Consider the following 26,849-nt stretch of genomic DNA (forward strand, 5'->3'; position numbering starts at 1 on the left):
TGTTTTTCACAATCGGGAAGACAGGATTCGAACCTGCGACCCCTTGGTCCCAAACCAAGTGCTCTACCAAGCTGAGCTACTTCCCGAGCTATGAAGTTAAAGTAATAAAAAAAGACTATCGAATTAAAAAGAAACTCACGTGCACCTTTTTAAAACTTAGTCAATCACTCAACTATGCACCCAAAGGGAGTCGAACCCCTAACCTTTTGATTCGTAGTCAAACACTCTATCCAGTTGAGCTATGGGTGCTAAAAATAAAACAATGCCGAGGACCGGAATCGAACCGGTACGGTGATCACTCACCGCAGGATTTTAAGTCCTGTGCGTCTGCCAGTTCCGCCACCCCGGCGTAATGAATTGGCTAAGCGGAAAACGGGGTTCGAACCCGCGACCCCCACCTTGGCAAGGTGGTGCTCTACCACTGAGCTATTTCCGCAAAATGGTGCCGGCTAAAGGACTTGAACCCTCGACCCTCTGATTACAAATCAGATGCTCTACCAACTGAGCTAAGCCGGCTAAATATGCGGGTGAAGGGACTTGAACCCCCACGCCTTGCGGCGCTAGATCCTAAATCTAGTGCGTCTGCCAATTCCGCCACACCCGCAAATGAAATATGAATATGAGCCGTACAGGGCTCGAACCTGTGACCCTCTGATTAAAAGTCAGATGCTCTACCAACTGAGCTAACGGCTCAAAAAATGGAGGTTAACGGGATCGAACCGCTGACCCCCTGCTTGTAAGGCAGGTGCTCTCCCAGCTGAGCTAAACCTCCAAAAACAACAATTCGCGTGGCGACGTCCTACTCTCACAAAGGGAAACCCTTCACTACAATCGGCGCTAAGAAGCTTAACTTCTGTGTTCGGCATGGGAACAGGTGTATCCTTCTCGCTATCGCCACCACACTGGGTGTTGTTTCTTATTGAGTTGAATCTTCATTCACTCAAAACTGGATTGAAGTTTGAATCAAAATAACCAAGTTGCTTTTACTTATCCATTCTTTGGTTAAGTCCTCGACCGATTAGTATTGGTCCGCTCCAACTATCACTAGCCTTCCACTTCCAACCTATCTACCTGATCATCTCTCAGGGGTCTTACTTTCTTAAAGAAATGGGAAATCTCATCTTGAGGTGGGCTTCACACTTAGATGCTTTCAGCGTTTATCCCTTCCCTACATAGCTACCCAGCAATGCCCTTGGCAGAACAACTGGTACACCAGCGGTAAGTCCATCCCGGTCCTCTCGTACTAAGGACAGCTCCTCTCAAATTTCCAACGCCCGCGACGGATAGGGACCGAACTGTCTCACGACGTTCTGAACCCAGCTCGCGTGCCGCTTTAATGGGCGAACAGCCCAACCCTTGGGACCGACTACAGCCCCAGGATGCGACGAGCCGACATCGAGGTGCCAAACCTCCCCGTCGATGTGGACTCTTGGGGGAGATAAGCCTGTTATCCCCAGGGTAGCTTTTATCCGTTGAGCGATGGCCCTTCCATGCGGAACCACCGGATCACTAAGCCCGACTTTCGTCCCTGCTCGACTTGTAGGTCTCGCAGTCAAGCTCCCTTCTGCCTTTACACTCTTCGAATGATTTCCAACCATTCTGAGGGAACCTTTGGGCGCCTCCGTTACCTTTTAGGAGGCGACCGCCCCAGTCAAACTGCCCATCTGACACTGTCTCCCACCACGATTAGTGGTGCGGGTTAGAGGGTTCATAACACAAGGGTAGTATCCCACCAGCGCCTCCTCCGAAACTAGCGTTCCGGTCTCATCGGCTCCTACCTATCCTGTACATGTGGTACAAACACTCAATATCAAACTACAGTAAAGCTCCATGGGGTCTTTCCGTCCTGTCGCGGGTAACCTGCATCTTCACAGGTACTAAAATTTCACCGAGTCTCTCGTTGAGACAGTGCCCAAATCGTTACGCCTTTCGTGCGGGTCGGAACTTACCCGACAAGGAATTTCGCTACCTTAGGACCGTTATAGTTACGGCCGCCGTTTACTGGGGCTTCAATTCTGAGCTTCGCCGAAGCTAACCCATCCTCTTAACCTTCCAGCACCGGGCAGGCGTCAGCCCCTATACTTCATCTTACGATTTTGCAGAGACCTGTGTTTTTGATAAACAGTCGCTTGGGCCTATTCACTGCGGCTGACCGAAGTCAGCACCCCTTCTCCCGAAGTTACGGGGTCATTTTGCCGAGTTCCTTAACGAGAGTTCGCTCGCTCACCTTAGGATACTCTCCTCGACTACCTGTGTCGGTTTACGGTACGGGCAGTTGTTTTCTCACTAGAAGCTTTTCTTGGCAGTGTGACATCAGGAACTTCGCTACTATTATTTCGCTCCCCGTCACAACTTGTCCTTAAAGAGTAAAGCATTTAACTCTACTCAAGACTCATTGCTTGGACATGCACTTCCAATCGCATGCATTCCTTAGCCTACTGCGTCCCTCCATTGCTCAAACAAAAACAACTGGTACAGGAATATCAACCTGTTGTCCATCGCCTACGCCTATCGGCCTCGGCTTAGGTCCCGACTAACCCTGGGCGGACGAGCCTTCCCCAGGAAACCTTAGTCATACGGTGGACAGGATTCTCACCTGTCTTTCGCTACTCATACCGGCATTCTCACTTCTAAGCGCTCCAGCCGTCCTCACGATCGACCTTCAACGCCCTTAGAACGCTCTCCTACCACTACACCTAATGGTGTAGTCCACAGCTTCGGTAATATGTTTAGCCCCGGTACATTTTCGGCGCAGGGTCACTCGACTAGTGAGCTATTACGCACTCTTTAAATGGTGGCTGCTTCTAAGCCAACATCCTAGTTGTCTGTGCAACCCCACATCCTTTTCCACTTAACATATATTTTGGGACCTTAGCTGGTGGTCTGGGCTGTTTCCCTTTCGACTACGGATCTTATCACTCGCAGTCTGACTCCCGGATATAAATGAATGGCATTCGGAGTTTATCTGAATTCGGTAACCCGAGATGGGCCCCTAGTCCAAACAGTGCTCTACCTCCATCATTCTCAATTCCGAGGCTAGCCCTAAAGCTATTTCGGAGAGAACCAGCTATCTCCAAGTTCGTTTGGAATTTCTCCGCTACCCACACCTCATCCCCGCACTTTTCAACGTACGTGGGTTCGGTCCTCCAGTGCGTTTTACCGCACCTTCAACCTGGACATGGGTAGATCACATGGTTTCGGGTCTACGACTACATACTCATTCGCCCTATTCAGACTCGCTTTCGCTGCGGCTCCGTCTCTTCGACTTAACCTCGCATGCAATCGTAACTCGCCGGTTCATTCTACAAAAGGCACGCCATCACTCATTAACGAGCTTTGACTTGTTGTAGGCACACGGTTTCAGGATCTATTTCACTCCCCTTCCGGGGTGCTTTTCACCTTTCCCTCACGGTACTGGTTCACTATCGGTCACTAGGGAGTATTTAGCCTTGCGGGATGGTCCCCGCGGATTCCGACGGAATTTCTCGTGTTCCGCCGTACTCAGGATTTTCCTAGGTGTTGTTAGCATTTCGTCTACGGGGCTTTCACCCTCTTTAGCGGAATTTTCCAAATCCTTCAACTATACTAACAGACTACCATATTGGAGTCCTACAACCCCAACAAGCAAGCTTGTTGGTTTGGGCTCTTCCCGTTTCGCTCGCCGCTACTCAGGGAATCGAATTTTCTTTCTCTTCCTGCAGGTACTAAGATGTTTCAGTTCTCTGCGTCTACCTCTAATCAGCTATGTATTCACTGAAAAGTAATATCCTATAAAAGATATTGGGTTCCCCCATTCGGAAATCTCTGGATCATAGCTTACTTACAGCTCCCCAAAGCATATCGGTGTTAGTCCCGTCCTTCATCGGCTCCTAGTGCCAAGGCATCCACCGTGCGCCCTTATTCACTTAACCTTATCAACCTTACGGTTGGGTCTTGATCACTTCTTCTAGCGATAGAAGGTTAATCAATAAATAAGCAATTGAACTTATTAAAAAACTCATTCAACGCGGTGTTCTCGGTTTGTTTTGATTCTTTTTACTTCAATATCCAGTTTTCAATGAACGAATCTGATAGCAAAAGCTATCAATGGAGCCTAGCGGGATCGAACCGCTGACCTCCTGCGTGCAAAGCAGGCGCTCTCCCAGCTGAGCTAAGGCCCCGAACTTATTTGATTGAGAGTAGACCTCTCAAAACTGAACAAAGTAAAGACGAAATGTGTATTTCCGTAATATTCCTTAGAAAGGAGGTGATCCAGCCGCACCTTCCGATACGGCTACCTTGTTACGACTTCACCCCAATCATCTATCCCACCTTAGGCGGCTGGCTCCAAAAAGGTTACCTCACCGACTTCGGGTGTTACAAACTCTCGTGGTGTGACGGGCGGTGTGTACAAGGCCCGGGAACGTATTCACCGCGGCGTGCTGATCCGCGATTACTAGCGATTCCGGCTTCATGCAGGCGAGTTGCAGCCTGCAATCCGAACTGAGAGAAGCTTTAAGAGATTTGCATGACCTCGCGGTCTAGCGACTCGTTGTACTTCCCATTGTAGCACGTGTGTAGCCCAGGTCATAAGGGGCATGATGATTTGACGTCATCCCCACCTTCCTCCGGTTTGTCACCGGCAGTCTCGCTAGAGTGCCCAACTAAATGATGGCAACTAACAATAAGGGTTGCGCTCGTTGCGGGACTTAACCCAACATCTCACGACACGAGCTGACGACAACCATGCACCACCTGTCACTTTGTCCCCGAAGGGAAAGCTCTATCTCTAGAGTGGTCAAAGGATGTCAAGACCTGGTAAGGTTCTTCGCGTTGCTTCGAATTAAACCACATGCTCCACCGCTTGTGCGGGCCCCCGTCAATTCCTTTGAGTTTCAACCTTGCGGTCGTACTCCCCAGGCGGAGTGCTTAATGCGTTTGCTGCAGCACTGAAGGGCGGAAACCCTCCAACACTTAGCACTCATCGTTTACGGCGTGGACTACCAGGGTATCTAATCCTGTTTGCTCCCCACGCTTTCGAGCCTCAGCGTCAGTTACAGACCAGAGAGCCGCCTTCGCCACTGGTGTTCCTCCATATATCTACGCATTTCACCGCTACACATGGAATTCCACTCTCCTCTTCTGCACTCAAGTCTCCCAGTTTCCAATGACCCTCCCCGGTTGAGCCGGGGGCTTTCACATCAGACTTAAGAAACCGCCTGCGCTCGCTTTACGCCCAATAAATCCGGACAACGCTTGCCACCTACGTATTACCGCGGCTGCTGGCACGTAGTTAGCCGTGGCTTTCTGGTTAGATACCGTCAGGGGACGTTCAGTTACTAACGTCCTTGTTCTTCTCTAACAACAGAGTTTTACGATCCGAAAACCTTCTTCACTCACGCGGCGTTGCTCGGTCAGACTTTCGTCCATTGCCGAAGATTCCCTACTGCTGCCTCCCGTAGGAGTCTGGGCCGTGTCTCAGTCCCAGTGTGGCCGATCACCCTCTCAGGTCGGCTATGCATCGTGGCCTTGGTGAGCCGTTACCTCACCAACTAGCTAATGCACCGCGGGTCCATCCATCAGCGACACCCGAAAGCGCCTTTCACTCTTATGCCATGCGGCATAAACTGTTATGCGGTATTAGCACCTGTTTCCAAGTGTTATCCCCCTCTGATGGGTAGGTTACCCACGTGTTACTCACCCGTCCGCCACTCCTCTTTCCGATTGAGTGCAAGCACTCGGGAGGAAAGAAGCGTTCGACTTGCATGTATTAGGCACGCCGCCAGCGTTCGTCCTGAGCCAGGATCAAACTCTCATAATAAAAGTTAGAACAATCTTACGATTGTTAAGCTCAATTTGTTTGCTAGCATATTGCTTGCTTGTTAAAAATGTTTGTTGTCTTGAATTGAATCAAGACGCCCTACACATTTGGTTCGTCTATTCTTTGTTCAGTTTTCAAAGGTCTACGTTACCTCGCAGCAACTTTTATATCATAACAAACTTTCGTTTGAATGTCAAGAACTTTTTTGAAAAAGTTTTTTAAGTTGTTTTGCTCGGTTGTTGTTGTCTGTCGTGACAACTTCTATATCTTATCATCTCGTTTGTTATTTGTCAACAACTTTTTTGTTGTTTTTTCAAACTTTTTTCGAGAGATTTGAAATCAAGAATTGTTATTTAATTATTGATTTCTGAATCGCTCAGCTGTGTGACTCGCCTTGCGACATGTAATAATATACCAAGATTTCAAGCATTGGTCAATCATTATTTTCACTTTTTTTAAACTTTTTTTCAATACCGATTATTATGATTGGTATAGGTATTTTCGTTCGTTTTTTACCCCCTTTCATCCTTTTTTGGCTATAGTTTATTAACTTTTAGCAAAATCTTCTAAATTTATCGTAATATATCAAGGATTTTGTCCTTTTTAGCAATTATTTGTTAAAATATGGAAAAGAGATTTTTTATATATGGAGGAAATGAACGCTTATGAAAATTTTAGTTGCAGATGATGATAAAGAAATTGTAGAACTATTGAGTATTTATATTCATAATGAAGGATACGAAGTCGTGAAAGCTTATGATGGAAAAGAAGCATTATCCAAATTGCACACAACACCAGATATCGATTTATTAATCTTGGACATTATGATGCCAATTATGGATGGAATGGAAGTAGTGAAAGAACTTCGAAAAGAATCGCAAATTCCAATTATTATGTTAACAGCAAAAACAACCGATATGGATAAAATCAAAGGCTTAGTTGCTGGTGCAGACGATTATGTCACCAAGCCTTTTAATCCTTTAGAAGTAATGGCTCGGGTGAAGTCTATTTTACGTAGAAGCCAAATGCAATTAACCAAAGAAGAACCCGATGAATTAGAAGTCGGCCCATTAATGATTAATAAGGACTCTCACGAAGTCAAAACAATAGAAGGAAAAGAAATTCAATTAACCGCTCTTGAGTTTGGTATCCTCTATCTATTAGCTAGTCATCCAAATCGTGTGTTTAGTGCGGATGAAATTTTTGAGCGTGTGTGGCAACAAGAAAGTATTGTTTCTGCTAAAACCGTGATGGTTCACGTCAGTCATTTAAGAGATAAGATTGAAGAAGCAACTGGTGGAGAAAAAGTCATTCAAACAGTGTGGGGAGTTGGATATAAGATCGATGCTCGTTAAACCTAAAAAGATTGAAAAACAAAAACGAATTACCTTAACTTCTAAAGAAATCAGCGAGTTATTAGCAGAAGCAATTGTGACAATTGTTTTATTACTACTATTAAATGTCTCAATTATGTTCCTTTTAGGACAACTACTTAGTGAAAACTCGCCCTTAGCTGGTGTCATCTGGGCCACTAAGGATGCGGTCGCTAAAGAATTAAATACTGATTTGTTTTGGAGCTGGAATAAATTTGTCTTACCCATTTTCTTTTTAGTAGATGCAGCTGTTCTCTATTGGCGCTTAATTCGTCGCTACCATCAAATGCAATTGCGTCATATTATCAGTGAGTTACATTACATCGCTGATGGTAATTACAATCACCGCATTCCGTTTGAATTAAGTGGTGATTTAGCAAAAGTCGTGACGAGTATTAACGGTCTAGTGGATAGTACTGTCGCAGCCATTGAAGATGAACGGCGAATTGAAAAATCAAAAGATGAATTAATTACGAATGTCAGTCATGATATTCGAACACCGTTAACTTCTATTATTGGTTATCTGGGATTGATTGAAGATCGTCAATTTCATAGCCAAGAAGATTTACTGAAATATACGCATACCGCTTACGTCAAAGCGAAACAAATGAAATTATTAGTTGATGATCTTTTTGAATATACAAAAGTCCGTCAACCAAGTGTACCGATTCATACGACGACTTTTGATATGGCACAATTAATTGAACAGCTTGCTGCCGATTTTGAATTGGAAGCGAAAAAGATTAATATGCAAATCCAAGTAAAAGCCAATCCAGCTTCTTTAATGATGGAAGGCGATACGGAAAAACTAGTCCGAGTCTTTAACAACCTTCTTTCAAACGCTTTGAAATATGGCAAAGGTGGCCATCATATTGTGATGGAAGTAGACAAAGTCGGCACCGAAGCAATTATCGCTGTTCGCAATGATGGACCAGCTATTCCTAAACATTCTTTAGATCAGTTATTTGATCGCTTCTATCGTGTCGAAGAATCCCGATCACAAGAAACGGGTGGAACTGGTTTAGGTCTGGCTATTGCACAAAGTATTGTCGCTTTACATGGTGGATATATTTATGCGAAGTCTGATCAAAAGTGGACCTCCTTTATTATTCATCTACCCTTACAGCGTACCAACAAGAAATCAGAGAGTTAATTGACATCCCTGAACTTTTTCGGTATTCTATAGAAAAGAGAAAACTAAGAGAAAAAGTATTTATGGCACTGAATTCCAGAGAGTTTGCGGGGGTGCGAGCAAACATTCATCTATAAAGAAGTCCGTCTCTTCCAGGTGTCCAGCGAAATAAGTTGGAACGGTCTGCAGCCGTTATCTGCAAATCAAGGGCAGTAACATTACTGAACTTGGGTGGTACCGCGAGATTTCCAGTCATTTCGTCCCAAGAATATTTATTTTTGGGGTGAGATGGCTTTTTTGTTGTTTTCTACAACAGTTATTATTGATTATGTACTAATTTTAAGGAGGAAAAAATATGTTAGATGTAAAAATGATGCGTCAAAATTTTGACGAAGTAAAAGCAAAGCTACAAACCCGTGGCGTGAAAGAAGAAATCTTAGTGGAATTTCTGCGTTTAGATGAAAGTCGCCGTGATTTATTAGTCAAAGTCGAAGAAATGAAAAAATACCGGAATGATGTGTCTGCTGAAATTGCTCAATTAAAACGGAACAAAGAAGATGCAACGGCCAAAATCGCGGAAATGAAAGAAGTCGGCGGCAATATTAAAGCATTAGATGCAGAAATTAACGCTATTGACGAAGAGCTACGTGGGATCACAACTACTTTACCGAACTTGCCAGATGCTTCTGTGCCTGTTGGTGCTGGTGAAGAAGAAAATGTAGAAGTACGTCGTTGGAGTGAACCAAGAACTTTTGCTTTTGAACCAAAACCACACTGGGAAGTCGCTGAAAACTTAGGCATTCTAGATTTTGAACGTGGTGCCAAAGTAGCTGGTAGCCGTTTTGTTTATTACAAAGGCTTAGGTGCTCGCTTAGAACGTGCGTTATACAACTTCATGTTAGATTTACATGTTTATGAACATGGCTATACAGAAATGATTACGCCTTATATCGTTAATGACACCGCCATGTTCGGAACTGGCCAATTTCCTAAGTTTAAAGAAGATGTCTTCCAATTACAAGATACGGATTTAACGTTAATTCCAACTGCGGAAGTCCCTTTAACCAATTACTACAACAATGAAATTTTAGATGGCAAGGATTTACCGATTTACTTTACGGCCTTGAGCCCTTCTTTCCGTTCTGAAGCTGGTAGCGCTGGTCGTGACACACGTGGGTTAATTCGTTTACACCAATTTAATAAAGTCGAAATGGTTAAATTTAGTGATGCAGAGCATTCTTATGAGGAATTAGAAAAAATGACGAATAATGCCGAAGAAATTCTGCAAAAACTGGGATTACCTTACCGTGTCATGGCTCTTTCAACAGGTGACATGGGCTTCTCAGCTGCGAAAACTTATGACTTGGAAGTTTGGATTCCTGCTCAAGAAACGTACCGTGAAATCAGTTCATGCTCAAACTGTGAAGATTTCCAAGCGCGCCGTGCGATGATTCGTTACCGTGATGAAAATGATAAAGTCCAATATGCGCATACACTCAACGGTTCTGGTTTAGCCGTAGGACGGACAGTCGCTGCTATTTTAGAAAACTACCAAAACGAAGATGGCTCTGTAACTGTACCAGAAGTCCTAGTTCCTTACATGGGTAACCTAACAGTTATTAAATAAAGGGAAGATGAAGGTCGTTGTCTGATATCAGATAACGGCTTTTATTCTACAGGCTTAAATATTGATAAACGGTGGAAACAGAAGCAACTCCTTCATTCTACAGAAAAAGAGGCAGACGTCGAAATGATGTCTGCCTCTTTTAAATTTCAAAAAAATCAGCTTTTATTTTATTGAACAGAATAGTTTGGTGCTTCTTTTGTGATTTGAACGTCATGTGGATGTGATTCTTTCAATCCGTTACCACTCATTTGAACAAATTGTGCTTCTTCACGCAACGCTTTCAAGTCTGCTGCACCGACGTAACCCATCCCTGATTTCAAGCCACCGATTAATTGGAAGACAATATCAGAAACGCTTCCTTTGTAAGCGACACGTCCTTCGATTCCTTCTGGCACTAATTTATTTGCTTCATTGACACTTCCTTGGAAGTAACGATCACTTGATCCTTTTTCCATTGCGCCCAATGAGCCCATGCCACGGTAAGTTTTGAAACGACGGCCTTGATAAATTTCAAATTCGCCTGGAGATTCATCTGTACCTGCTAACATACTTCCTAGCATTACAGCATGGCCACCAGCAGCTAAGGCTTTCACGATATCACCAGAATATTTAATACCGCCATCGGCGATAATTGCTTTACCATATTCTCTAGCTACAGAAGCAGCATCATAAATTGCTGTTAATTGAGGAACACCAACACCAGCAACGACACGTGTTGTACAAATTGAACCAGGTCCAATACCAACTTTAACAACATCAACGCCGACATCATACAATGCTTTGGTTGCTTCAGCAGTGGCAACATTACCAGCAATTAATGTTGCTTCAGGGAACGTTTCACGAATTTCTTTAATTTTGCGAATAACGCCGGCACTATGGCCATGTGCAGTATCGATAACAATCGCATCGGCACCTGCTTCTAATAATGCTTCCGCACGTTCGAACGTATCACTAGTGACGCCGACTGCTGCCGCCACAAGTAAACGACCGTGTTCGTCTTTGGCAGCATTTGGGAATTCAATCACTTTTTCAATGTCTTTAATTGTAATTAAGCCACTTAAGCGACCTGCTTCATCAACGATTGGTAATTTTTCGATTTTATGTTTTTGTAAGATTTTTTCTGCATCTTTTAAAGATGTGCCTACTGGCGCAGTGACTAAATGATCTTTTGTCATGACTTCTTCGATTTTGATTTGGTAGTCGGTTACAAAACGCATATCACGGTTTGTAATAATTCCGACTAATTTACGGTTTTCCATTGTTTCTACAATTGGCACACCGCTAATACGGTAACGACTCATTAATTCTTCTGCATCCGCTACTAAGTTTGTTGGTGTTAGAAAGAATGGATCAATGATAACGCCGCTTTCAGAACGTTTGACTTTACGTACTTCGTCTGCTTGTTGGGCGACAGTCATATTTTTATGTACGACACCTAGTCCACCTTGACGAGCCATCGCAATTGCCATATTACTATCTGTAACAGTATCCATACTGGCACTCATCAATGGAATATTTAACTTGATATTTTTAGCTAATTGTACACTCATGTCTACATCATTTGGTAAGACATGGCTTTCTGCAGGGATTAATAGCACATCATCAAATGTAAGACCTTTTTTCGCAAATTTTGTTTCCCAATTTGACATTTTTTTGTCCACTCCTCAACTTAATTTTATATATGAAAATAACAGATAATACTAAGGAAGTCAACTAGATTTGTTTAAATAATCAATGAGGAATAAAGGACAAAACGCCAAAATCGGTTTGTCCTTTATTCAACTCTTCCTAATTAAAGTCCTATTTTCATCGTTGTTCTTTTATCTTGTGTTTCTTTTTTTGTTGTAAAAATCGGCTAAATCCAAAACCGCCAACAGAAAGCAAGGTAATCATTGTCCCTATTTTTTGCACTTTTGTTCTTTGGTAACGGATGTCGACATGTCCTGTACCAGATAAAGAAAGAGCGGCTAAGCCTCCTTGATTGGTTAGGCTCATTTTTTTAGCGCCCGTTTGGTTTTTCATTTGAATCGTGGCTTGATAGCCTAAGTAATAAATAAAAGGAACGGTCACCTTCGCTGATTGATTCACCACTTGGTAGTCAAATGAAATTTTCCCATAAGGCATTCTAACGTTTGTAATGGTTACTTGTTCTTCCGAATAATCAAGTTGTCGTTTTTTCTGTTTCAATAATTCCTGATAATTGATTTCATCTGGCAAATATTCATGGCCCGCACCGATATAAAAAGGCGCTGGCTGCTCATACTCAGCTTTTGTTAACAGGCGGCCTTGTTGTGACTGAATACTTTGATATTGATAAATACCTAAATTGCTGATGGCAAGGAAAACCAACAAAGCCACGGTCCAAGATTTACGGAAAACACCCCATTCGTCTTGTGCAATGAAAAAAGCGAGCATTACGGAAAGAATCCCTAAAAACCGCCAAGGAAACTGAATCGTATTTAAAGGCGTGTGGTTCAGCCAGTGCCAAGGAAAAAGCGTAGTAACCATCAATAAGAGTACCAGCGTCAAACCAATAAACCGTTTGTTCTGAATTTTTTTGCTGGCAAGCGAAACCACTGCTACAACAAGTCCCACAAACAAAAGGGTTCCTAGATTCGCTGTTTTCGCGTGAAAAACACTGCTCTTTAAACTATTAATGAAAAGAGAATCAATGGGATAACTTCTTTCGGAAATATAAGTGAGTGGATTGGATGTAACTTTAAATACTTGATTTTTCATTTGTTCAGCAACTGGTAAAAGATAAAAGGCCAGCCAAAGTAGTGTCAGACCTGCAGCCTTCGCTAATGCCCACAGGACCTCCTTTTTAAAAAACTGCTGCCAATAAAACAGAATGTATAACCCAATCCAAATAGAAACCATTTCAATAGAAATAAAGTGAGCCAACCCAATGCCAGTCATCGCCAGCGTTAACAACGGCCAATATTTCGTGGTTCCCTTTCGTAATAAAAACAGGCTCGCTAAGACCAACGGAAAAAAACTTAGCGCCAAAAATTCTCCTAACGCTTGGCGATTAAACAAGTCTTGCATGCGGTAAATAGATAAGCCATACAAAATGGCAAAGAGATAGCTTCTTTTTTTAGAGAGCGCCATGAATCGGCCTGCATAATAAGTAAGGCTAAATGTTGCCAAGTTTACCGCAAACACAAAAATCGCCATACTAGCGACAAAGGAAAAACCCAGAACACGCAAAAGCGCAGGTAAATAAAGATACGCATCTGGATAAAACAAACTAGAGGCATAGCCATAGCCTCCCAAGAAAAAATAATTGATTTTAGGAAACCAGTCGTTGTTTTTAATTGCTAATGCGAGACCTTCCACCCGATTTTGATGAAAGCGGAAATCACTTGCTCGTAAAAAATTCTCTTGAAAATAGACAAAATAGAGAGAAAGTCCACTTAATAAGAGAAAACTAATAAAAATGAGTAGCCGCTCGTGTTGACGGCACCAAGACTTCACTTGTTGTCCCATAAGAGGCTCCTTTCTTTAGCAAACTTCTGAAAACAGAAGCCTGGGACACTAGTTTTTTCGACTAATCCCCCAGGCTTTAACTGTTAAAACGCTCTATTGAGAGAGCGACTTTGCTTGTTGCAGTTTCTGCGTCAGCCGAGCGCATTCACAATTGAGCGCGCGCCGTTTATTGACGTGTCATGAAACTACCTTGAATATTGTATTTTTTCTTGAAGAAATAGCGTGCTACAAAGGCTAACGCACCGATTACTAAAGCAATCATCGGATCTAAGATGGGATTGATCACTGGTGGCAGCATCGCTGAACCGGCGAAAACTGCAATCCACAAGAACATCCCACCAAATAGAATGGCGGTCGTTTTTAACCAACCAGGACGTTTGCTTTTGTCGCCACCTTGACGATCAAAACGGTAAACATATTTGTGCATTAGATAGAAAACATAACCCCCAGCCATCGCACCTAAGATATATGTGGTTAATCCGAGAGGCTGTGCGGTTCCTTTTGAAAATAGAGACATCGCCGCTAACATGATTGTTAATAAACCAAGTAATAGTAAGGTATTGTCGAGCCAAATCATCCAGCCCGCTGGTTCTTTGACTTCTGCTGGTTTATTTAAAATCGCTTCCGTCCGTTCTGAAACAGTGCCAAATAACTGACGGGCTGTTTTGCCTGTTTTTTGACCGGCTACTAATTCTGGTAAAATACCGTGTAGAGCCAATGCTAGTTCTTCTTCAGATAAATTAGCCGCTTTTAATGATTTTTTTAAGTCAAAAATGTATTGTTCATTTCTTTTAGTCAAATTCTGTTCTAATTGACGATTCTCAGCCACGATTGCTCGTAATGCTTCTGCTTCCATAGTTGTATCCTCCTCACCCTCATGTAGAGGGAACCTCTTTCTAAACGGCTGAATGGCCTTAAATATGTGGGCTTAGCCCAAAACAAATTGCTTGTTGGCACATTTTTTTAAACGTTAAAACGGAACAACATAACATCGCCATCTTGAACGACGTAGTCTTTTCCTTCTAAACGAACACGGCCCGCTTCTTTGGCAGCTTGCATATTGCCATATTTATCTAGGTCTTCATAAGAAACTGTTTCCGCACGAATGAAGCCTCGTTCAAAGTCACTGTGGATAATCCCAGCTGCTTGAGGTGCCTTGATTCCCTTACGGAACGTCCACGCACGAACTTCTTGTTCACCAGCTGTAAAGTAGGTAGCTAAGCCTAACAAATCGTACGCCGCACGAATCAATTGATCTAAGCCAGATTGTTCAATGCCCATTGCTTCTAAAAATTCAGCCTTGTCTTCTTCAGAATCTAATTCAGCAATTTCTTCTTCTGCTCGCGCACTAACCACGATTACTTCCGCATTTTCACTAGTTGCAAAATTACGAACTTGTTGTACATACTCATTGTTGTCTGGATCCGCCACTTCATCTTCTGAAACATTTGCTACATAAAGGACCGGCTTTGTGGTTAATAAGAAAAGAGATTTAACAATTTTCTCTTCTTCTGGCGTAAATTCAATCGTACGAGCAGATAAACCTTCTTCTAAAACTGGTTTAATTTTGTCTAAAACAGCTAATTCTTCCACCGCTTCTTTATCTTTTGCTTTCGCCATTTTAGCCACGCGAGTATAGCGTTTATTGATTGAATCTAAATCTGCTAAAATTAGCTCTAAATTAATTGTATCAATGTCTGCTAAAGGATCAACGAAATCCGCATCCCGATTTTGTTCACGCATGATATTTTCGTCATCAAAACAACGAACCACGTGACAGATTGCATCTACTTGACGAATGTGACTTAAAAACTGATTTCCCAGCCCTTCTCCTTTGCTGGCACCTTTAACAATTCCGGCGATGTCTGTAAATTCAAACGTTGTGGGAACTGTTTTTTTCGGTTTTACTAGTTCTGTCAAGCGTTGTAAACGGGCATCTGGTACTTCAACCATGCCGACGTTCGGATCAATCGTTGCAAAGGGATAATTTGCAGCTTCTGCTCCTGCTTTTGTAATTGCGTTAAATAGGGTCGATTTACCAACGTTTGGTAAGCCGACAATTCCAGCTGTTAGTGCCATTTGTTTTCCACTCTTTCTCTCAGTCTATTCTCTTTTCTATTAGAGGCATCAAAGCATTAGTCTGCTTTTTTCTCGATTACTTTTTTTAATTTTTTAGTAAAATCACGACGCGGCATCATGACAATATGCCCGCAATTCGTGCACTTGATTTTGATATCAGCGCCCATGCGAATGATTTGCCAACGATTTGCTTGGCAAGCATGCGGCTTTTTCATTTCGACAATATCGCCTAAATCATACATGTTCCAAGCCTTCTTTCTTCTCTTACTTATATAAAAATACCATGATTACAATACCATTTTTTACCGAAACTAGCAAAAGGATTTGTGACTTTCTGTCTTACTTTCTCACTTTGCTTTTTATTCCTCGTCAAAATGAATATCTAAAATATCTAAAATTCTAGCCAAATCCGAAGAGGACAAGTACTCAATTTCAATTTTTCCTTTGCCTTCTTTTTCTTGAATCGCTACGGTTGTCCCAAATTTATCCATTAAGCGGTCTTCACTTTCACGAATATAAATGGGTTTTTCCTTGATGGCTTTTTTCGCTTTTTTGCCCTTTTTGCCTTGTGTTTCGTTTAATTCAGCGACAAGTTGTTCTAATTGTCGAACCGTTAAATTGTCTTTAATACAACGATTAGCTAATGGCAATAGCTGTTCTTTGTTCTTCAAACCTAATAACGTCCGTGCTTGACCCATTGACATGCTTTGTTTTTGAACCATTGCTTTGACCGCATCTGGTAAGGTTAGCAACCGTAAATAATTGGCAATATACGGACGACTTTTTCCCAAACGTTCTGCGACTTCCGCTTGTGTTAATTTCAAATTTTTCATTAGCATTTCATAGGCTTCTGCTTCTTCTAGCGGATTTAAATCTTCCCTTTGTAAGTTTTCCAAAACAGCAACTTGCATCATGGATTCTTCATCAAATTCGCGAATAATTGCAGGAATTTTTTCTTTGCCGGCTAATTTAGAAGCCCTGAACCGACGCTCACCTGCAATAATTTCATAGCCTTTAACTGCCGATTTACGGACAATAATCGGTTGAAACACACCGGAATGTAGAATCGAGTTTGCAAGTTCTTGTAAAGAAGTTTCATCAAATGTTTTCCGCGGTTGGTAAGGATTGGGACGAAGTTCGTTTAATAGAATTTCTGTCACTTGTTCGTTCTTAACGTCGACATCTTCTAGCTTTGCGATATCTTGAAACAAGGCATCGATGCCTCTGCCTAAACCTTTGCCTTTATTCATTCTCCAACACTTCCTTTGCTAGTGCTTGATACACTTCGGCACCTTTTGAGCGAATATCATAGTCAATGATTGGTAAACCATGACTTGGTGCTTCGGATAAACGGACATTTCTTGGAATAATCGTGTCATAGACTTTTTCACGGAAATATTTACGGACTTCTTCAACGACTTCGGCACCTAAATTGGTCCGAGCATCGTACATGGTTAACAAGACCCCTTCAATTTTCAATTCAGGGTTAAAATGTTTTTGAACCAAGCGAATCGTATTTAGCAATTGACTCAAGCCTTCTAATGCGTAATATTCACATTGAACAGGAATTAGAATCGAATCACTTGCTGTAAAAGCATTGATTGTTAAATGCCCTAGAGAAGGCGGGCAATCAATTAAAACGAAATCATACATGTCTCTTACTTCATCAATTGCTAATTTCAAGCGCGATTCTCGAGCCATCATTGAAGTTAATTCAATTTCAGCGCCTGCTAATTGAATAGTTGCAGGGACAATATCTAAATTTTCACGGCTGGTATGTTGAACCACGCTAGTGATTGGTTCTTCATTTACAAGGACATCATACACATCGTGTGCGACATCTGGTTTAGGGACACCCATGCCACTGGTAGCATTTCCTTGTGCATCAATGTCGATCAGTAAGACTTTTTTGCCTAAGTTTGCTAAACATGCGCCTAAATTTACAGTGGTCGTTGTTTTACCAACGCCGCCTTTTTGGTTCGCTACAGAAATAATTCGTGTCATGTGTGTGCCTCCATCTTATTTAATCGGTTGTTTATTTGGTAATCCAGGTTTTCTGGGATATTTTTTAGGGGTTTCTTTTTTCTTTTGAATCACGACAATGTGGCGTTCGTCTGCCGTAATCGGCAAAGTAAAACCAACTTCTTTTTGAAATTGACCGCCTAATGTAGCGATTGCAGGTTTTGCTTCATTAATTTCTTCTTCACTTTTCGATGCTTTTAAGGCTAAAAAATAGCCTTCTTTTTTAACTAAGGGTAAACACAGTTCACTTAAAACATTTAATCGTGCAACTGCTCGCGCTGTAACGTAATCAAACGCGCCACGAAATTCTGCTTTTTGACCAAATGTTTCTGCACGATCATGATACAAAGAAACATTAGCCAAACCTAGTTGATTCACCAACTCTGTTAGGAAAGTAATTCGTTTATTTAAAGAGTCAACAATTGTGACATTTAATGAAGGAAAAACAATTTTCAAAGGAATACTTGGAAATCCTGCGCCTGCGCCAACATCACAAATGGCTTTATCGCTGGCAAAGTCTTCAAAGAATGCCAACGAAACAGAATCATAGAAATGTTTCAAATAAACTTCTTTTTCTTCTGTAATGGCTGTTAAATTCATTTTTTCATTCCATTCTACTAATAAATGGAAATATTGGTCAAATTGTGTCATCTGTTGGTCTGTCAATTCAATGCCTTTTGCGGCTAATAGTTGTCTAAATTCTTCGGGTAGCATAAAGACTCCTTCCTTTTTTGTGAAACAGAAAAATGTTTCACAATCATCTTTTCCTACTTTAACGCAAATAGCAATTTCTTGCAATGCTTTTCGGAAGATTTTTGCCTGAATGATAAAAGAAAAATCCGCCTTTTTATGTGGTAAAAAGTCTCTAGCCACGGGCCAAAATGTTCAATTGGCGGCAACGAAAACCGCCTTTCTCTAAGAGTAAAACAAGCCAATGTTTCATGTGAAACATTGGCTTGTTTTACTTACTATAATCATCGCACTTTATTTGTCGTTCTCTGCGGTAGTCGTATTCTTGGATACGGGGACTTAACCAACCTTTTTTGGCTGTTTTTCGTAATTGATGATCAAATCTCCCTGGTGGTGAACTATCTAGTAATTCATGGGTACGATTATTCCGATTTGCATAATTAAACGATTCACCATTCAAGACTTTTTCCTGGTATTCATTGTTTTTGGCCGCTTGATAATAAGCTGGATTACTAATTAATCTGCCTCGCCAGTCTTCAACTAACACATCCCACTGGGTCACAAAGGTCCCTTCTTCATTCAAAATAAACTCACTGTGAAAATTAGGCGTCAATCGTTTCTTATTAATTAAAGAATAAGATGCCCCCTCAGGGTATTTGTTGTGCAAACGAGCAGAGCTTTTTTTCAGCTTCCGCCCACCCATCCCTTGCGGCTTGGCCGCAAAAACATAACGTTTTAATGCCTGTTCATCGGTGTCCCCTTCTTGTTTAAAAAAATCGCGGATATACGTGATATTTTGACGATCAATATACATTCTTAATTGATGTATCTTTTTCGCTTTCTCTTGGTTAAAGCTCCCAAGAAGACCTAACGGATAGGCTTTTTGAACTGTTTTTGCCAACAAATGCCAAAACGTCGCATGCGGTGCAATCGTCTTCGAGAAACGATAAGGCCCTACTAATTGCAACATGCCATGCTGATCCAACACTGCACCTAATTGCCATAACAGTAACGAGAGCTTTTCTTGCGGACGATAAGCCGAAAAGCGAAATAATCGCTCATACGCTGAAGAGCCCACTTCTTCCACTTCAGAAAACAGTTCCGCGACTGCTGTTTTCGCTTGCTCAAGTGGCAAGAAACGCGTGTCTTTTATGGCGCTTTCCACTAATCCATAAACAGCTTGGCGGTCCCAGCCAGCGTCAATCGCCGCCTCTACACCAGCACTCATTGCTTGTTGTAATTCTTGCCAACGTCCCATCTTCTCGCCGCCTTTTTCTATATACTTCTTCTATAATGATAATCCTTTCCCCGCAAAATGCCAACTGCTTTAACGCAAAAAAACAACCCGCCCTTTGGGGAAGGGCGGGCGGAGGAGTTAAAAAATGAAAAAGTGTTTTGTTAGGGTTTTGTTTATCGGGTATGTTTAAATAATAGCCGTTAAATGTGAAGAAACTATGGTAAAAATGCGCCTTCTTTTCAACAAAATTTTGAAAAAGTCTCTTCAGAAATTAAGATTTTTTTGCGAAGTTGCCCACTGGCTACCCTCATTCAACATATTATATATTTAATATCCACAAAATCATAAAATAAATATACACAATAATGAATATTTATTCAACGGTTAATAAAACAACCAAAAAAGCGAGTGATTTACACTCGCTTTTTCATCTAAATTAAATGATTTTCTCTTAAAATATCACCAATATACGTATCCTCAAATTTCTTCACAAAGTGTTCAACCATTTTGCGTTCCACGAACGGCATATCCATTTCTGTTAATTTTTTCTTGTCAGATAAATAATAAACAGAGTTTGCTAAGACGCGCAAGTCGTATGCAGAAGCAAACACTTCTGGTACTCCGCGTTCAACCTCTAGCAATTGATAAACAGCTTCCATCGCTGTCCGTACAGAATACTCTGTTGTAAACACCGTATCTCGTTCAGTATCTGCGAAGTTCCCAATGAAAGCAAGATTTTTAGAGCCGTTTGGTACAACTAATGGTCGATCGCCTGGTTCTCTTAACATAAAGTAAGAAGTGATAAACGGCATATAAACCGGAATAGTGGTAGCCGATTCTTCTGAAATACGTTCAATTTCCCCTTCTGGGACCCCTAAATGATAAAGTAACTCTTGCGTAATTTCTTGGCCGGTACATTGTTCGATTGGTTTTTTGATATAATTTCCTGGTTTATTAGAAAGTAATCCATATACCCAAGTTATAGATTGTTGATCATTTTGTTCTTTGAAATGCGGTTGTCTATGCATAGCGAAACTCATCATCCAATTAGAGTCTTTGATAGTAATAATACCACCTGTGACAATTTTTCCTGTGCGTAATTTACGATGTGTTAACCGAGAAAGATACGGTTCAATATCGAAATTTTCCCACGTAATCGTTGCTGAGACAAACCAACTTTCATCTGGTAAATTTTCACAGAAAACTTCTGGGTGCCCAAATTCTGGGGATTGTTTTGCTAAGTTTTTCCAGAGATTCCAACTTCCCCCTAGTTCATGAGTAATTGGTGCTGGTGTATGATGATCTCCTTGCGTCGAACTTTCAGTAATTGAGCCATTCGTTACGAAGACTAAATCATTTTCAGTTAAAGGAATTTCTTTGGTTTTGCCCGCTTGTGTCAGCAATAATCGCCGAGCAACTTTAGTAGCTCCTTTGATGTCGACTTGGATATCATTGATCGTTGTTTCATATTGAAAGTCTACCCCTTGATTGGTTAAAAAGCTTAGTAATGGTTTCACTAACGATTCGTATTGATTGTATTTGGTAAACTTCAAGGCTGTAAAGTCAGGCAACCCTTTGATGTGGTGGATAAAGCGCATGATGTAACGGCGCATTTCAATGGCAGAGTGCCATTTTTCAAAAGCAAACATTGAACACCAATAGATCCAAAAGTTGGATTCAAAAAATTCTTCGCCGAAAACATCTTCAATTTTTTTGCCAATTAATTGATCTTCAGAAGTCATAAATAAATCAACGATTTCTTTTTGTGCTTTTTTGGATAAAGTAAATTGTCCATCATCGGGGACACGTTCGCCACGGTTATGAATAATGCGGCAATTTGAAGAATTCGGATCATCTAAATCTAACCGGTAAAACTCATCTAGGACAGAGGCATCTTCTACTTCTAATGATGGTACCGAACGAAATAGATCCCACAAACACTCGAAATGGTTTTCCATTTCGCGTCCGCCGCGAGTGACAAAGCCATCATGGGGAATAAATTTACCATCTAAAGAACCGCCAGACAGCGTGAGTTCTTCAAAAATGTGAATATTTTCGCCCTTCATTTGACCGTCACGAATTAAGAAAACAGCCGTTGCTAAACCTGCTAGGCCACCACCAACGATATAGGCACTCTTGTCATCTACACCTTTTGGTTTTCTTGGTCGAGCAAATGCTTCATAATTTCCATTTGTGTATCTCATTCTCGTTTCCTCCTATCATTTGATACCCTCATCATACTGCTACCAAAAAAAATACCCAAAAGATAACCCTTTTTTTTAAGAAATTCTTTGACAAATAAAGAAAATTGTCTAATTTTTAAGCAAGTGAATAATCGTAGATGTTTCATGTGAAACAAAAAAAGAACGAGAAGAAAAATGGCCGCTTTTTCTTCTCATTCTTTTTATGCTAATTCGTTTACCGTTTCTACTCCAAAAACAGCAACCCAATCTTCCTGAAAATCAGTTACTGCTTTTTGAATGGCGGGCATTGCCAAGCCTTGTGTCACGAGTTCTGGTGCGATAGTGACCGCTTGCGCCCCCATTTGACAGGCTTGATTAATTTGTGCCACGTTTTTAAAACTAGCAGCTAAGATCTTACTCTTTGCGTTCGTCCGTTTAATTTCTGCAGCTAAATGCTCAATAACCTTTTGAGAATCAATTGTTAAATTCTCCATCCTATTATAATACGGCGCTAAATAATCTGCACCTGCCGCAATCGCTAGATAACCTTGAAATTCTGTATAAATAGCGGTTGCTGTTATCCGATAATTTGCCTGCTTTAGTTGTTTGATGGCTGCCAAGCCTGCTTCATTGACTGGGATTTTAATGAATGTTTCTTGGCCTAATTGTTGTACAATGGTTTGGGCATCTTCTAGCATCTCTTCTGTCGTTTGACCGACCACTTGGACGTGCAAACTCGCTTGTCCAATCGTTTTTTTGATTTCTTTCATCTGCGCAAAGAAGTCAATTTTTCCTGCTTGTTTAACAATACTGGGATTAGACGTCACGCCTGCCAGTGGTAAAATTTTCTGATACTTTCGAATAGCCTCAAGATTAATTGTATCTAGCATAAATTCCATCTTTTACGTTCCTCCCTTAAACGATAATTATAGAATAGTGATTGTTGTACCAACAGTTATTTCAGGAATAGCTTTTTCTTCAACATATAATGTACCTGGTAATTCAGGTGTTGTTGCGCCATCAAATTTAATAGTAATGTGACCCAATGTGTCTAAATTAGTTAATACTACCTCGCCTACAGCGGTAATCTGGTAAGTTTGTTCATCAATCACTAACGTTTGCTTGTCCGTAATCGCTTCTGTGACTGGCTGAACCTCAATGTTATAACAATAATCTGCTAAAGCATCTGGTGCATCTTTTCCAAATAAGATGACCATTTTTTCTTCTTTAAATAATTCGGCTTCTGGTCCAATAGACTGAACCTTTGTTGTAAATACTGACATTTCCCATCCTCCAAAAAAAATTTTTAACTATACAATCCAAAACTTGCTAACCAAGCAACTAGTACTCGAGGGGCACCATTTAAGAAACGAGAATATAAAACAGAAGGGACCCCGACTTCAACGGTTTCGGCTTCAGCTTCTTCCAAGCCTAAGCCCACGGGAATAAAGTCGCACGCGTTTTGTGTATTAATAGCAAACAATGCTGGTAGAGCTAGTTGTGGCGGAATGTTGCCTTTTCCAATTTCCACACCAATTAACGTACCAATTACTTGGCTGATTACTGCTCCAGGACCTAATAAAGGAGAAAGAAACGGCAGAGAACAAATAAAACCAATAATTGTTAACCCCACAATGTTTCCTGCTAAGGGCGCCATGATATTGGCAAAAAATTCACCAATTCCTGAACCTTGGATCACACCAATTAATAAAGAAACAAATGCCATAAACGGAATCACTGTGTTGATCATCGTTTGTACGCCTTCACGGGCTGATTGGTTGAATGTCGCTACAACTTTTCCTGCACCCATACCAATTTTCGCAACAAAACTTTGTTGTTCCGCTTTTTGTTCAGTAATTTTTTTACTTGTATCATATTTAAATTCTGTTTTTTTCGAGGTGGGCTTTTCTGTATCAGCAGCAGCTTCTTCTGATGTCAATGTAATCTGTTTCGGGCCTACAGCGGAAACATAAATTGTCTCATTAATGTATTGTGCTAAGGGACCACTTTTGCCAGTTGGAACAACGTTAATAGTAGGAATTCCTTTTTTAGGATAAATTCCGCAACGAAGAGTGCCTCCACAATCAATAATGGCTAATGCGATTTCATCATCTGGAATCGATGTCTTAAAACCATTGACCGCTTCCATTCCTGTCAATTCTACGATTTTATCAACAATTGCGGGTTTCTCGCCGCCACCTGTAATGTAAATAAATTTATGTTTTTCTTCTGTCGGTGTAATCACTAAGGGCCCACCATAACCGCCATTTCCTTTAACTACCTTAATACTATTGTACGTCATCTCACCTTGCTCCTTTCTAATCCACAGCAATCTCTACTGTTTTACTAAGGGTAATTCCTTGTTGTTTGCAAACATAGGCGGTAGTGAAATCGGTAACCCAACCGCCAATAAAATTCATTAATATCCCTACAAACATATAGCGAATCGCTAGGTCCATCGAATTTAGTCCTAACGTATCAATCCCTTGCGCAATCCCTAACCAAACGAACAATTCACCAGGATTAATATGAGGGAAAACTCCATTACTGGTATGACAAAATTGCGCTTGTGCAGCATAATAGCTAGGTTTATAGTATTCTGGTAAAAATCGAGCCATCGTAAAGGACATTGGATTGCCTAACATAAAAGCGGATAAAAAAGGCAACACTAAATACCGCGTAACAGGATTTTTGGCAGAAAGTTTGGCTACCTTGGTTACTCTTTCTTCTCCTAGAAAAGCAATTAAAGTATTCATAGCTACCATTAACATCAAAACAACAGGTACGATGCCTGTCATCCAAGAAATAAATGTTTCTGCTCCTGTTTGGAAAAGGTGCATAAATCCTTCCGCAAATTTTGTAATATAAGACATTACTCGACACTTCCTTTCAATTTTGTTTGTACTTTATTTTTCCATAATTGCCATTGAATTTTGGCTCCATTAAGCGGCGTTAATGGTTGTGTTTCTTGATAATTGCCAAGCTCAACACGTAAGTAAATTTCTCGTGCATTTTCCATCGCTTGTTGGGTTAATTTATTTTCCTTTTGTACGAGTGGATGGTAATGATCCATATAATGAATATCCTCGTTCACGTACTGAGGTAAGGGATGAAATTTAGCTAGAACAGTGACACCTTGCATCTTTCTAGCGGCTAAGATTTTCCCTTGCGAATCCACAGCAAACAAGATAATCGTGCCTGCTTTTAACTTCCCTGCACGTCGACCAATCGCGACTTTCCCTAATTGTCGCAATTCTTGGTAGTTTTGATTAAAGTGTTTAATCTGTTTCATTCCCATAGCTATCTGAACGAAGTAAGCTGTTAAAAAAAGCGCCCCGAATACGTAGATAAAACTCATATGATAATCCCCTTCCTTTGCATCCACTCTTTAACCGCTAAAACATCTCGTTGCTTCCGTAACTCATTACGTAAACGTTCGTCTCCTGCGATTGTAAACAAGCGGTCATATAGTTGTAGTAACTCTGCTTCAACAGTGGCAGTCAGCTCTTCTGGAATACCCAACAGCAAAATAACATCAACTTTACCTTCTGGTGTAACCAGTGATTCTTCAAAAACCCCAATCGATAAAATAATCGTTGGTAAGGCTTGATTAATTGTATGGGGAAAGGCAATCCCCGATTCAAAAATAGTTGTTTGTTGATCTTCTCTAGTAAAAATTCGTTCGATAAATTGAGGATCTACTAATTTTTCTGCTTCTAAATCAGCAATCATTTTCTGAATATTCGCTCGGTAACCTTGAGTATTCTCTAATAATTGATAGGTCATATGAATATTTTGAGATTCCACGGAACGAATTTCTTTTGCTCTCTGCCACTCATTTCTGAGCCAAGTATCGTTAAATAAATTAGTTAAATGGATCATCGGTGTTTGTGGTCGAATATTTTTTAAGGGAATGGTTGTAAAAATAGCAAAATATTGATTCAATTCTCTTCTCTCTGCCTCTTCTTCAGAAAAATGGGCAATCTGGATGTCTGGACCCAAAACTTTTTCCAATTGCCGCTGAATGATCAAGGCCGTTCCATGACCTGTACTGCAGATTACAGCGATTTCTTTTTTGGCTCCCGCTTCATAGTTCCCTCTCAATGCTAGCTCAAAATACAAAGCGAGATACCCAAATTCAACCGTCGGCACACAACGATTTAACAAACGGCCCAATTCTTGCAAGCCAATCTTGGCTAATTCATAGGCCAAAGGATATTGTCGTTCAATTTCTCCATAAAATAAATCGTGACATTCCACATGAAAAACGAGTCGATTCATCACGTTTCTTAAATGATCTTTCATTTCTGAAAACAAGAAGTCCTCATCAAATTCAACAACAACTGAATGATGAATTTTTTTCATCATTTTTTGAAAATAGTCAGCTAAGAGTCCTTCATCAGCCAATAAAGAATTACGAATATGGTTTGTGTTGATGTTAAAAGGAAAGCTGATAAAGGAACGTTCCCATTGGCTTAACGTTACATTATAGGTTATTTCCAAGTGATACATCAGTTCTTCAATCTGCTCGTTATGACGAACATAATCAACATATTCTGGTGGTAGTTCCGTAATGAGTTTTCCAGCTAAAACACGCTGCAAAACAATTGAAACCACTCTTCGTAAAAGAAAACTATCTTGTTTTGCTAGTCTTGTTTCTTTGATTATTTTTTGTATCATTTGTTTGGTAGTTTCATGAAGAAACTGTTCTTCAAAATATTCTTGGACGTAATTCACATGAAGTAAGCGTAAATCAAACTCTTTTCCTTCTAAATGAATGCCACGGTTTGGCGTACCTACAACCGCAACCTGCCAAGGAGCAATCAGCTCTTTCATGCGCTTAATGTCTTTATTAACTGTGCCGCGACTAACGGCGAGTTCTTCGGATAAATCATAAGTTGAAATAAATTGATCTTCTTCTATTAATCGTTTGATAATGTAGGAAACACGCTTGCTTGAAGAATTAAAATCAGATTCCCTTTTTAGCCGTCCAGACAAAACCTCTTCAAAACCTTCAAAGTTATTGATTTCTAACTGAAAGAGATTTTCCTTCTGAATAATTTGGGCAATACCGATTAATTCATCATTCAATGTATCAATGTTTTTACGAACTGTTTGAGGACTTGCGGCTAATTTCTCTTGCAATTCCTGTAAGCTCATTCCTTTGTGATCAACTAGTAATTTTATTACTTGGTACCATCTATTTACTAGCGTCAT

19 protein-coding genes, 9 tRNA genes, 3 rRNA genes and 1 other annotated feature are annotated in these 26,849 nt (G+C 40.9%); of the genes, 3 read left to right on the forward strand and 28 right to left on the reverse strand.

Going from position 1 to position 26,849, the window contains the following annotated elements; all coding sequences use genetic code 11:
- Positions 1-12: 12 nt before the first annotated feature.
- The 12 genes from IGL17_RS12930 to IGL17_RS12985 form a co-directional block, all read right to left on the reverse strand.
- Positions 13-86: transfer RNA gene (locus tag IGL17_RS12930), tRNA-Pro, on the reverse strand.
- 89 nt (positions 87-175) lie between these two features.
- A tRNA-Arg gene (locus IGL17_RS12935) sits at positions 176-249 on the reverse strand.
- A 14-nt stretch (positions 250-263) separates the two neighbouring features.
- Positions 264-349 (reverse strand) — tRNA-Leu (locus IGL17_RS12940).
- Positions 350-364: 15 nt separating this feature from the next.
- Positions 365-436 (reverse strand) — tRNA-Gly (locus tag IGL17_RS12945).
- 4 nt (positions 437-440) lie between these two features.
- Positions 441-516 (reverse strand) — tRNA-Thr (locus IGL17_RS12950).
- Positions 517-522: 6 nt separating this feature from the next.
- Positions 523-604: transfer RNA gene (locus IGL17_RS12955), tRNA-Leu, on the reverse strand.
- Positions 605-620: 16 nt separating this feature from the next.
- A tRNA-Lys gene (locus IGL17_RS12960) sits at positions 621-693 on the reverse strand.
- A gap of 6 nt (positions 694-699) precedes the next feature.
- Positions 700-772: transfer RNA gene (locus IGL17_RS12965), tRNA-Val, on the reverse strand.
- A 14-nt stretch (positions 773-786) separates the two neighbouring features.
- Positions 787-902, reverse strand: a 5S ribosomal RNA gene (gene rrf / locus IGL17_RS12970).
- Between the two features lie 96 nt (positions 903-998).
- A 23S ribosomal RNA gene (locus tag IGL17_RS12975) occupies positions 999-3,911 on the reverse strand.
- Between the two features lie 176 nt (positions 3,912-4,087).
- Positions 4,088-4,160: transfer RNA gene (locus IGL17_RS12980), tRNA-Ala, on the reverse strand.
- 79 nt (positions 4,161-4,239) lie between these two features.
- Positions 4,240-5,800: ribosomal RNA gene (locus IGL17_RS12985) — 16S ribosomal RNA — on the reverse strand.
- The 16S, 23S and 5S rRNA genes sit together here with 9 tRNA genes alongside, the layout of an rRNA operon.
- A 665-nt stretch (positions 5,801-6,465) precedes the next feature.
- On the opposite strand from IGL17_RS12985, the gene IGL17_RS12990 reads away from it, so the two are divergent.
- From IGL17_RS12990 to serS, 3 genes are all read left to right on the forward strand, one after another.
- Complete coding sequence (locus IGL17_RS12990; protein WP_002355963.1) at positions 6,466-7,155, forward strand: response regulator transcription factor; 690 nt, start codon at positions 6,466-6,468, stop codon at positions 7,153-7,155.
- Positions 7,145-8,326, forward strand: a complete 1,182-nt coding sequence (locus tag IGL17_RS12995) for a sensor histidine kinase (RefSeq protein ID WP_002363566.1) — start codon at positions 7,145-7,147, stop codon at positions 8,324-8,326. The genes IGL17_RS12990 and IGL17_RS12995 overlap by 11 nt, the downstream gene beginning before the upstream one ends.
- A 40-nt stretch (positions 8,327-8,366) precedes the next feature.
- Positions 8,367-8,573: a binding site (T-box leader), on the forward strand.
- A gap of 87 nt (positions 8,574-8,660) precedes the next feature.
- Positions 8,661-9,932, forward strand: coding sequence for a serine--tRNA ligase (gene serS, locus IGL17_RS13000; protein WP_002373670.1), 1,272 nt, complete (start codon positions 8,661-8,663; stop codon positions 9,930-9,932).
- A 167-nt stretch (positions 9,933-10,099) separates the two neighbouring features.
- On the opposite strand, the gene guaB is transcribed toward serS, so the two are convergent.
- The 16 genes from guaB to IGL17_RS13080 all read right to left on the reverse strand — a co-directional run bounded on the left by guaB (position 10,100) and on the right by IGL17_RS13080 (position 26,849).
- Positions 10,100-11,581 carry an IMP dehydrogenase gene (gene guaB, locus IGL17_RS13005; RefSeq protein ID WP_002355966.1) on the reverse strand — a complete coding sequence of 494 codons (1,482 nt, stop codon included), beginning with the start codon at positions 11,579-11,581 and terminating at the stop codon, positions 10,100-10,102.
- Positions 11,582-11,738: 157 nt separating this feature from the next.
- Positions 11,739-13,421: a 6-pyruvoyl-tetrahydropterin synthase-related protein gene (locus IGL17_RS13010; RefSeq protein WP_016618481.1), complete on the reverse strand. Its 1,683-nt coding sequence runs from the start codon at positions 13,419-13,421 to the stop codon at positions 11,739-11,741.
- Positions 13,422-13,587: 166 nt separating this feature from the next.
- Positions 13,588-14,277 (reverse strand): DUF1129 domain-containing protein, encoded by a 690-nt coding sequence (locus IGL17_RS13015; protein ID WP_002363563.1) that lies wholly within the window; start codon positions 14,275-14,277, stop codon positions 13,588-13,590.
- Positions 14,278-14,384: 107 nt separating this feature from the next.
- Entirely contained in the window at positions 14,385-15,500 is a 1,116-nt protein-coding gene (gene ychF, locus IGL17_RS13020; protein ID WP_002355971.1) for a redox-regulated ATPase YchF, read from the reverse strand.
- Between the two features lie 56 nt (positions 15,501-15,556).
- A complete protein-coding gene (locus IGL17_RS13025) occupies positions 15,557-15,742 on the reverse strand; it encodes a DUF951 domain-containing protein (protein ID WP_002355974.1) in 186 nt (61 codons plus the stop codon).
- Between the two features lie 117 nt (positions 15,743-15,859).
- Complete coding sequence (locus IGL17_RS13030) at positions 15,860-16,750, reverse strand: ParB/RepB/Spo0J family partition protein (RefSeq protein WP_002355975.1); 891 nt, start codon at positions 16,748-16,750, stop codon at positions 15,860-15,862.
- Positions 16,743-17,504 carry a ParA family protein gene (locus tag IGL17_RS13035; RefSeq protein ID WP_002355976.1) on the reverse strand — a complete coding sequence of 254 codons (762 nt, stop codon included), beginning with the start codon at positions 17,502-17,504 and terminating at the stop codon, positions 16,743-16,745. Before IGL17_RS13035 ends, IGL17_RS13030 begins: the two co-directional genes overlap by 8 nt.
- 15 nt (positions 17,505-17,519) lie before the next feature.
- Positions 17,520-18,236, reverse strand: coding sequence for a 16S rRNA (guanine(527)-N(7))-methyltransferase RsmG (rsmG, locus tag IGL17_RS13040; RefSeq protein ID WP_002355977.1), 717 nt, complete (start codon positions 18,234-18,236; stop codon positions 17,520-17,522).
- Positions 18,237-18,483: 247 nt separating this feature from the next.
- Positions 18,484-19,470, reverse strand: a complete 987-nt coding sequence (locus tag IGL17_RS13045) for a DUF3114 domain-containing protein (protein WP_002404164.1) — start codon at positions 19,468-19,470, stop codon at positions 18,484-18,486.
- A 410-nt stretch (positions 19,471-19,880) separates the two neighbouring features.
- Complete coding sequence (locus IGL17_RS13050) at positions 19,881-21,653, reverse strand: oleate hydratase (RefSeq protein ID WP_002361446.1); 1,773 nt, start codon at positions 21,651-21,653, stop codon at positions 19,881-19,883.
- Between the two features lie 200 nt (positions 21,654-21,853).
- Positions 21,854-22,531 (reverse strand): fructose-6-phosphate aldolase, encoded by a 678-nt coding sequence (locus tag IGL17_RS13055; RefSeq protein ID WP_002355980.1) that lies wholly within the window; start codon positions 22,529-22,531, stop codon positions 21,854-21,856.
- 27 nt (positions 22,532-22,558) lie between these two features.
- Complete coding sequence (locus tag IGL17_RS13060; RefSeq protein ID WP_002355981.1) at positions 22,559-22,915, reverse strand: PTS glucitol/sorbitol transporter subunit IIA; 357 nt, start codon at positions 22,913-22,915, stop codon at positions 22,559-22,561.
- A gap of 23 nt (positions 22,916-22,938) precedes the next feature.
- Positions 22,939-23,934, reverse strand: a complete 996-nt coding sequence (gene srlE / locus IGL17_RS13065) for a PTS glucitol/sorbitol transporter subunit IIB (protein WP_002355982.1) — start codon at positions 23,932-23,934, stop codon at positions 22,939-22,941.
- Positions 23,935-23,950: 16 nt separating this feature from the next.
- Positions 23,951-24,505: a PTS glucitol/sorbitol transporter subunit IIC gene (gene srlA, locus IGL17_RS13070; RefSeq protein ID WP_002355983.1), complete on the reverse strand. Its 555-nt coding sequence runs from the start codon at positions 24,503-24,505 to the stop codon at positions 23,951-23,953.
- Positions 24,505-24,990, reverse strand: coding sequence for a transcriptional regulator GutM (locus IGL17_RS13075; protein ID WP_002355985.1), 486 nt, complete (start codon positions 24,988-24,990; stop codon positions 24,505-24,507). The genes srlA and IGL17_RS13075 overlap by 1 nt, the downstream gene beginning before the upstream one ends.
- The gene (locus tag IGL17_RS13080) at positions 24,987-26,849 is read right to left on the reverse strand and encodes a BglG family transcription antiterminator (protein WP_016618482.1); all 1,863 of its coding nucleotides are present in this window, start codon (positions 26,847-26,849) and stop codon (positions 24,987-24,989) included. Before IGL17_RS13080 ends, IGL17_RS13075 begins: the two co-directional genes overlap by 4 nt.

The sequence above is a fragment of the Enterococcus sp. AZ088 genome (assembly GCF_051714845.1).
GTDB lineage: Bacteria > Bacillota > Bacilli > Lactobacillales > Enterococcaceae > Enterococcus > Enterococcus faecalis.

What these genes read in the sequence shown, in the direction of transcription:
- IGL17_RS13035 (WP_002355976.1), bottom strand. Translation starts at nt 17,504, where the DNA reads ATGACACGAATTATTTCTGTAGCGAACCAAAAAGGCGGCGTTGGTAAA.
- IGL17_RS13080 (WP_016618482.1), bottom strand. Translation starts at nt 26,849, where the DNA reads ATGACGCTAGTAAATAGATGGTACCAAGTAATAAAATTACTAGTTGAT.
- IGL17_RS12995 (WP_002363566.1), top strand. Translation starts at nt 7,145, where the DNA reads ATGCTCGTTAAACCTAAAAAGATTGAAAAACAAAAACGAATTACCTTA.
- guaB (WP_002355966.1), bottom strand. Translation starts at nt 11,581, where the DNA reads ATGTCAAATTGGGAAACAAAATTTGCGAAAAAAGGTCTTACATTTGAT.
- IGL17_RS13010 (WP_016618481.1), bottom strand. Translation starts at nt 13,421, where the DNA reads ATGGGACAACAAGTGAAGTCTTGGTGCCGTCAACACGAGCGGCTACTC.
- IGL17_RS13060 (WP_002355981.1), bottom strand. Translation starts at nt 22,915, where the DNA reads ATGTCAGTATTTACAACAAAGGTTCAGTCTATTGGACCAGAAGCCGAA.
- ychF (WP_002355971.1), bottom strand. Translation starts at nt 15,500, where the DNA reads ATGGCACTAACAGCTGGAATTGTCGGCTTACCAAACGTTGGTAAATCG.
- IGL17_RS13050 (WP_002361446.1), bottom strand. Translation starts at nt 21,653, where the DNA reads ATGAGATACACAAATGGAAATTATGAAGCATTTGCTCGACCAAGAAAA.
- IGL17_RS13045 (WP_002404164.1), bottom strand. Translation starts at nt 19,470, where the DNA reads ATGGGACGTTGGCAAGAATTACAACAAGCAATGAGTGCTGGTGTAGAG.
- IGL17_RS13025 (WP_002355974.1), bottom strand. Translation starts at nt 15,742, where the DNA reads ATGTATGATTTAGGCGATATTGTCGAAATGAAAAAGCCGCATGCTTGC.
- srlE (WP_002355982.1), bottom strand. Translation starts at nt 23,934, where the DNA reads ATGACGTACAATAGTATTAAGGTAGTTAAAGGAAATGGCGGTTATGGT.
- IGL17_RS13030 (WP_002355975.1), bottom strand. Translation starts at nt 16,750, where the DNA reads ATGAATAAAGGCAAAGGTTTAGGCAGAGGCATCGATGCCTTGTTTCAA.
- IGL17_RS13075 (WP_002355985.1), bottom strand. Translation starts at nt 24,990, where the DNA reads ATGAGTTTTATCTACGTATTCGGGGCGCTTTTTTTAACAGCTTACTTC.
- rsmG (WP_002355977.1), bottom strand. Translation starts at nt 18,236, where the DNA reads ATGCTACCCGAAGAATTTAGACAACTATTAGCCGCAAAAGGCATTGAA.
- srlA (WP_002355983.1), bottom strand. Translation starts at nt 24,505, where the DNA reads ATGTCTTATATTACAAAATTTGCGGAAGGATTTATGCACCTTTTCCAA.
- IGL17_RS13015 (WP_002363563.1), bottom strand. Translation starts at nt 14,277, where the DNA reads ATGGAAGCAGAAGCATTACGAGCAATCGTGGCTGAGAATCGTCAATTA.
- serS (WP_002373670.1), top strand. Translation starts at nt 8,661, where the DNA reads ATGTTAGATGTAAAAATGATGCGTCAAAATTTTGACGAAGTAAAAGCA.
- IGL17_RS12990 (WP_002355963.1), top strand. Translation starts at nt 6,466, where the DNA reads ATGAAAATTTTAGTTGCAGATGATGATAAAGAAATTGTAGAACTATTG.
- IGL17_RS13055 (WP_002355980.1), bottom strand. Translation starts at nt 22,531, where the DNA reads ATGGAATTTATGCTAGATACAATTAATCTTGAGGCTATTCGAAAGTAT.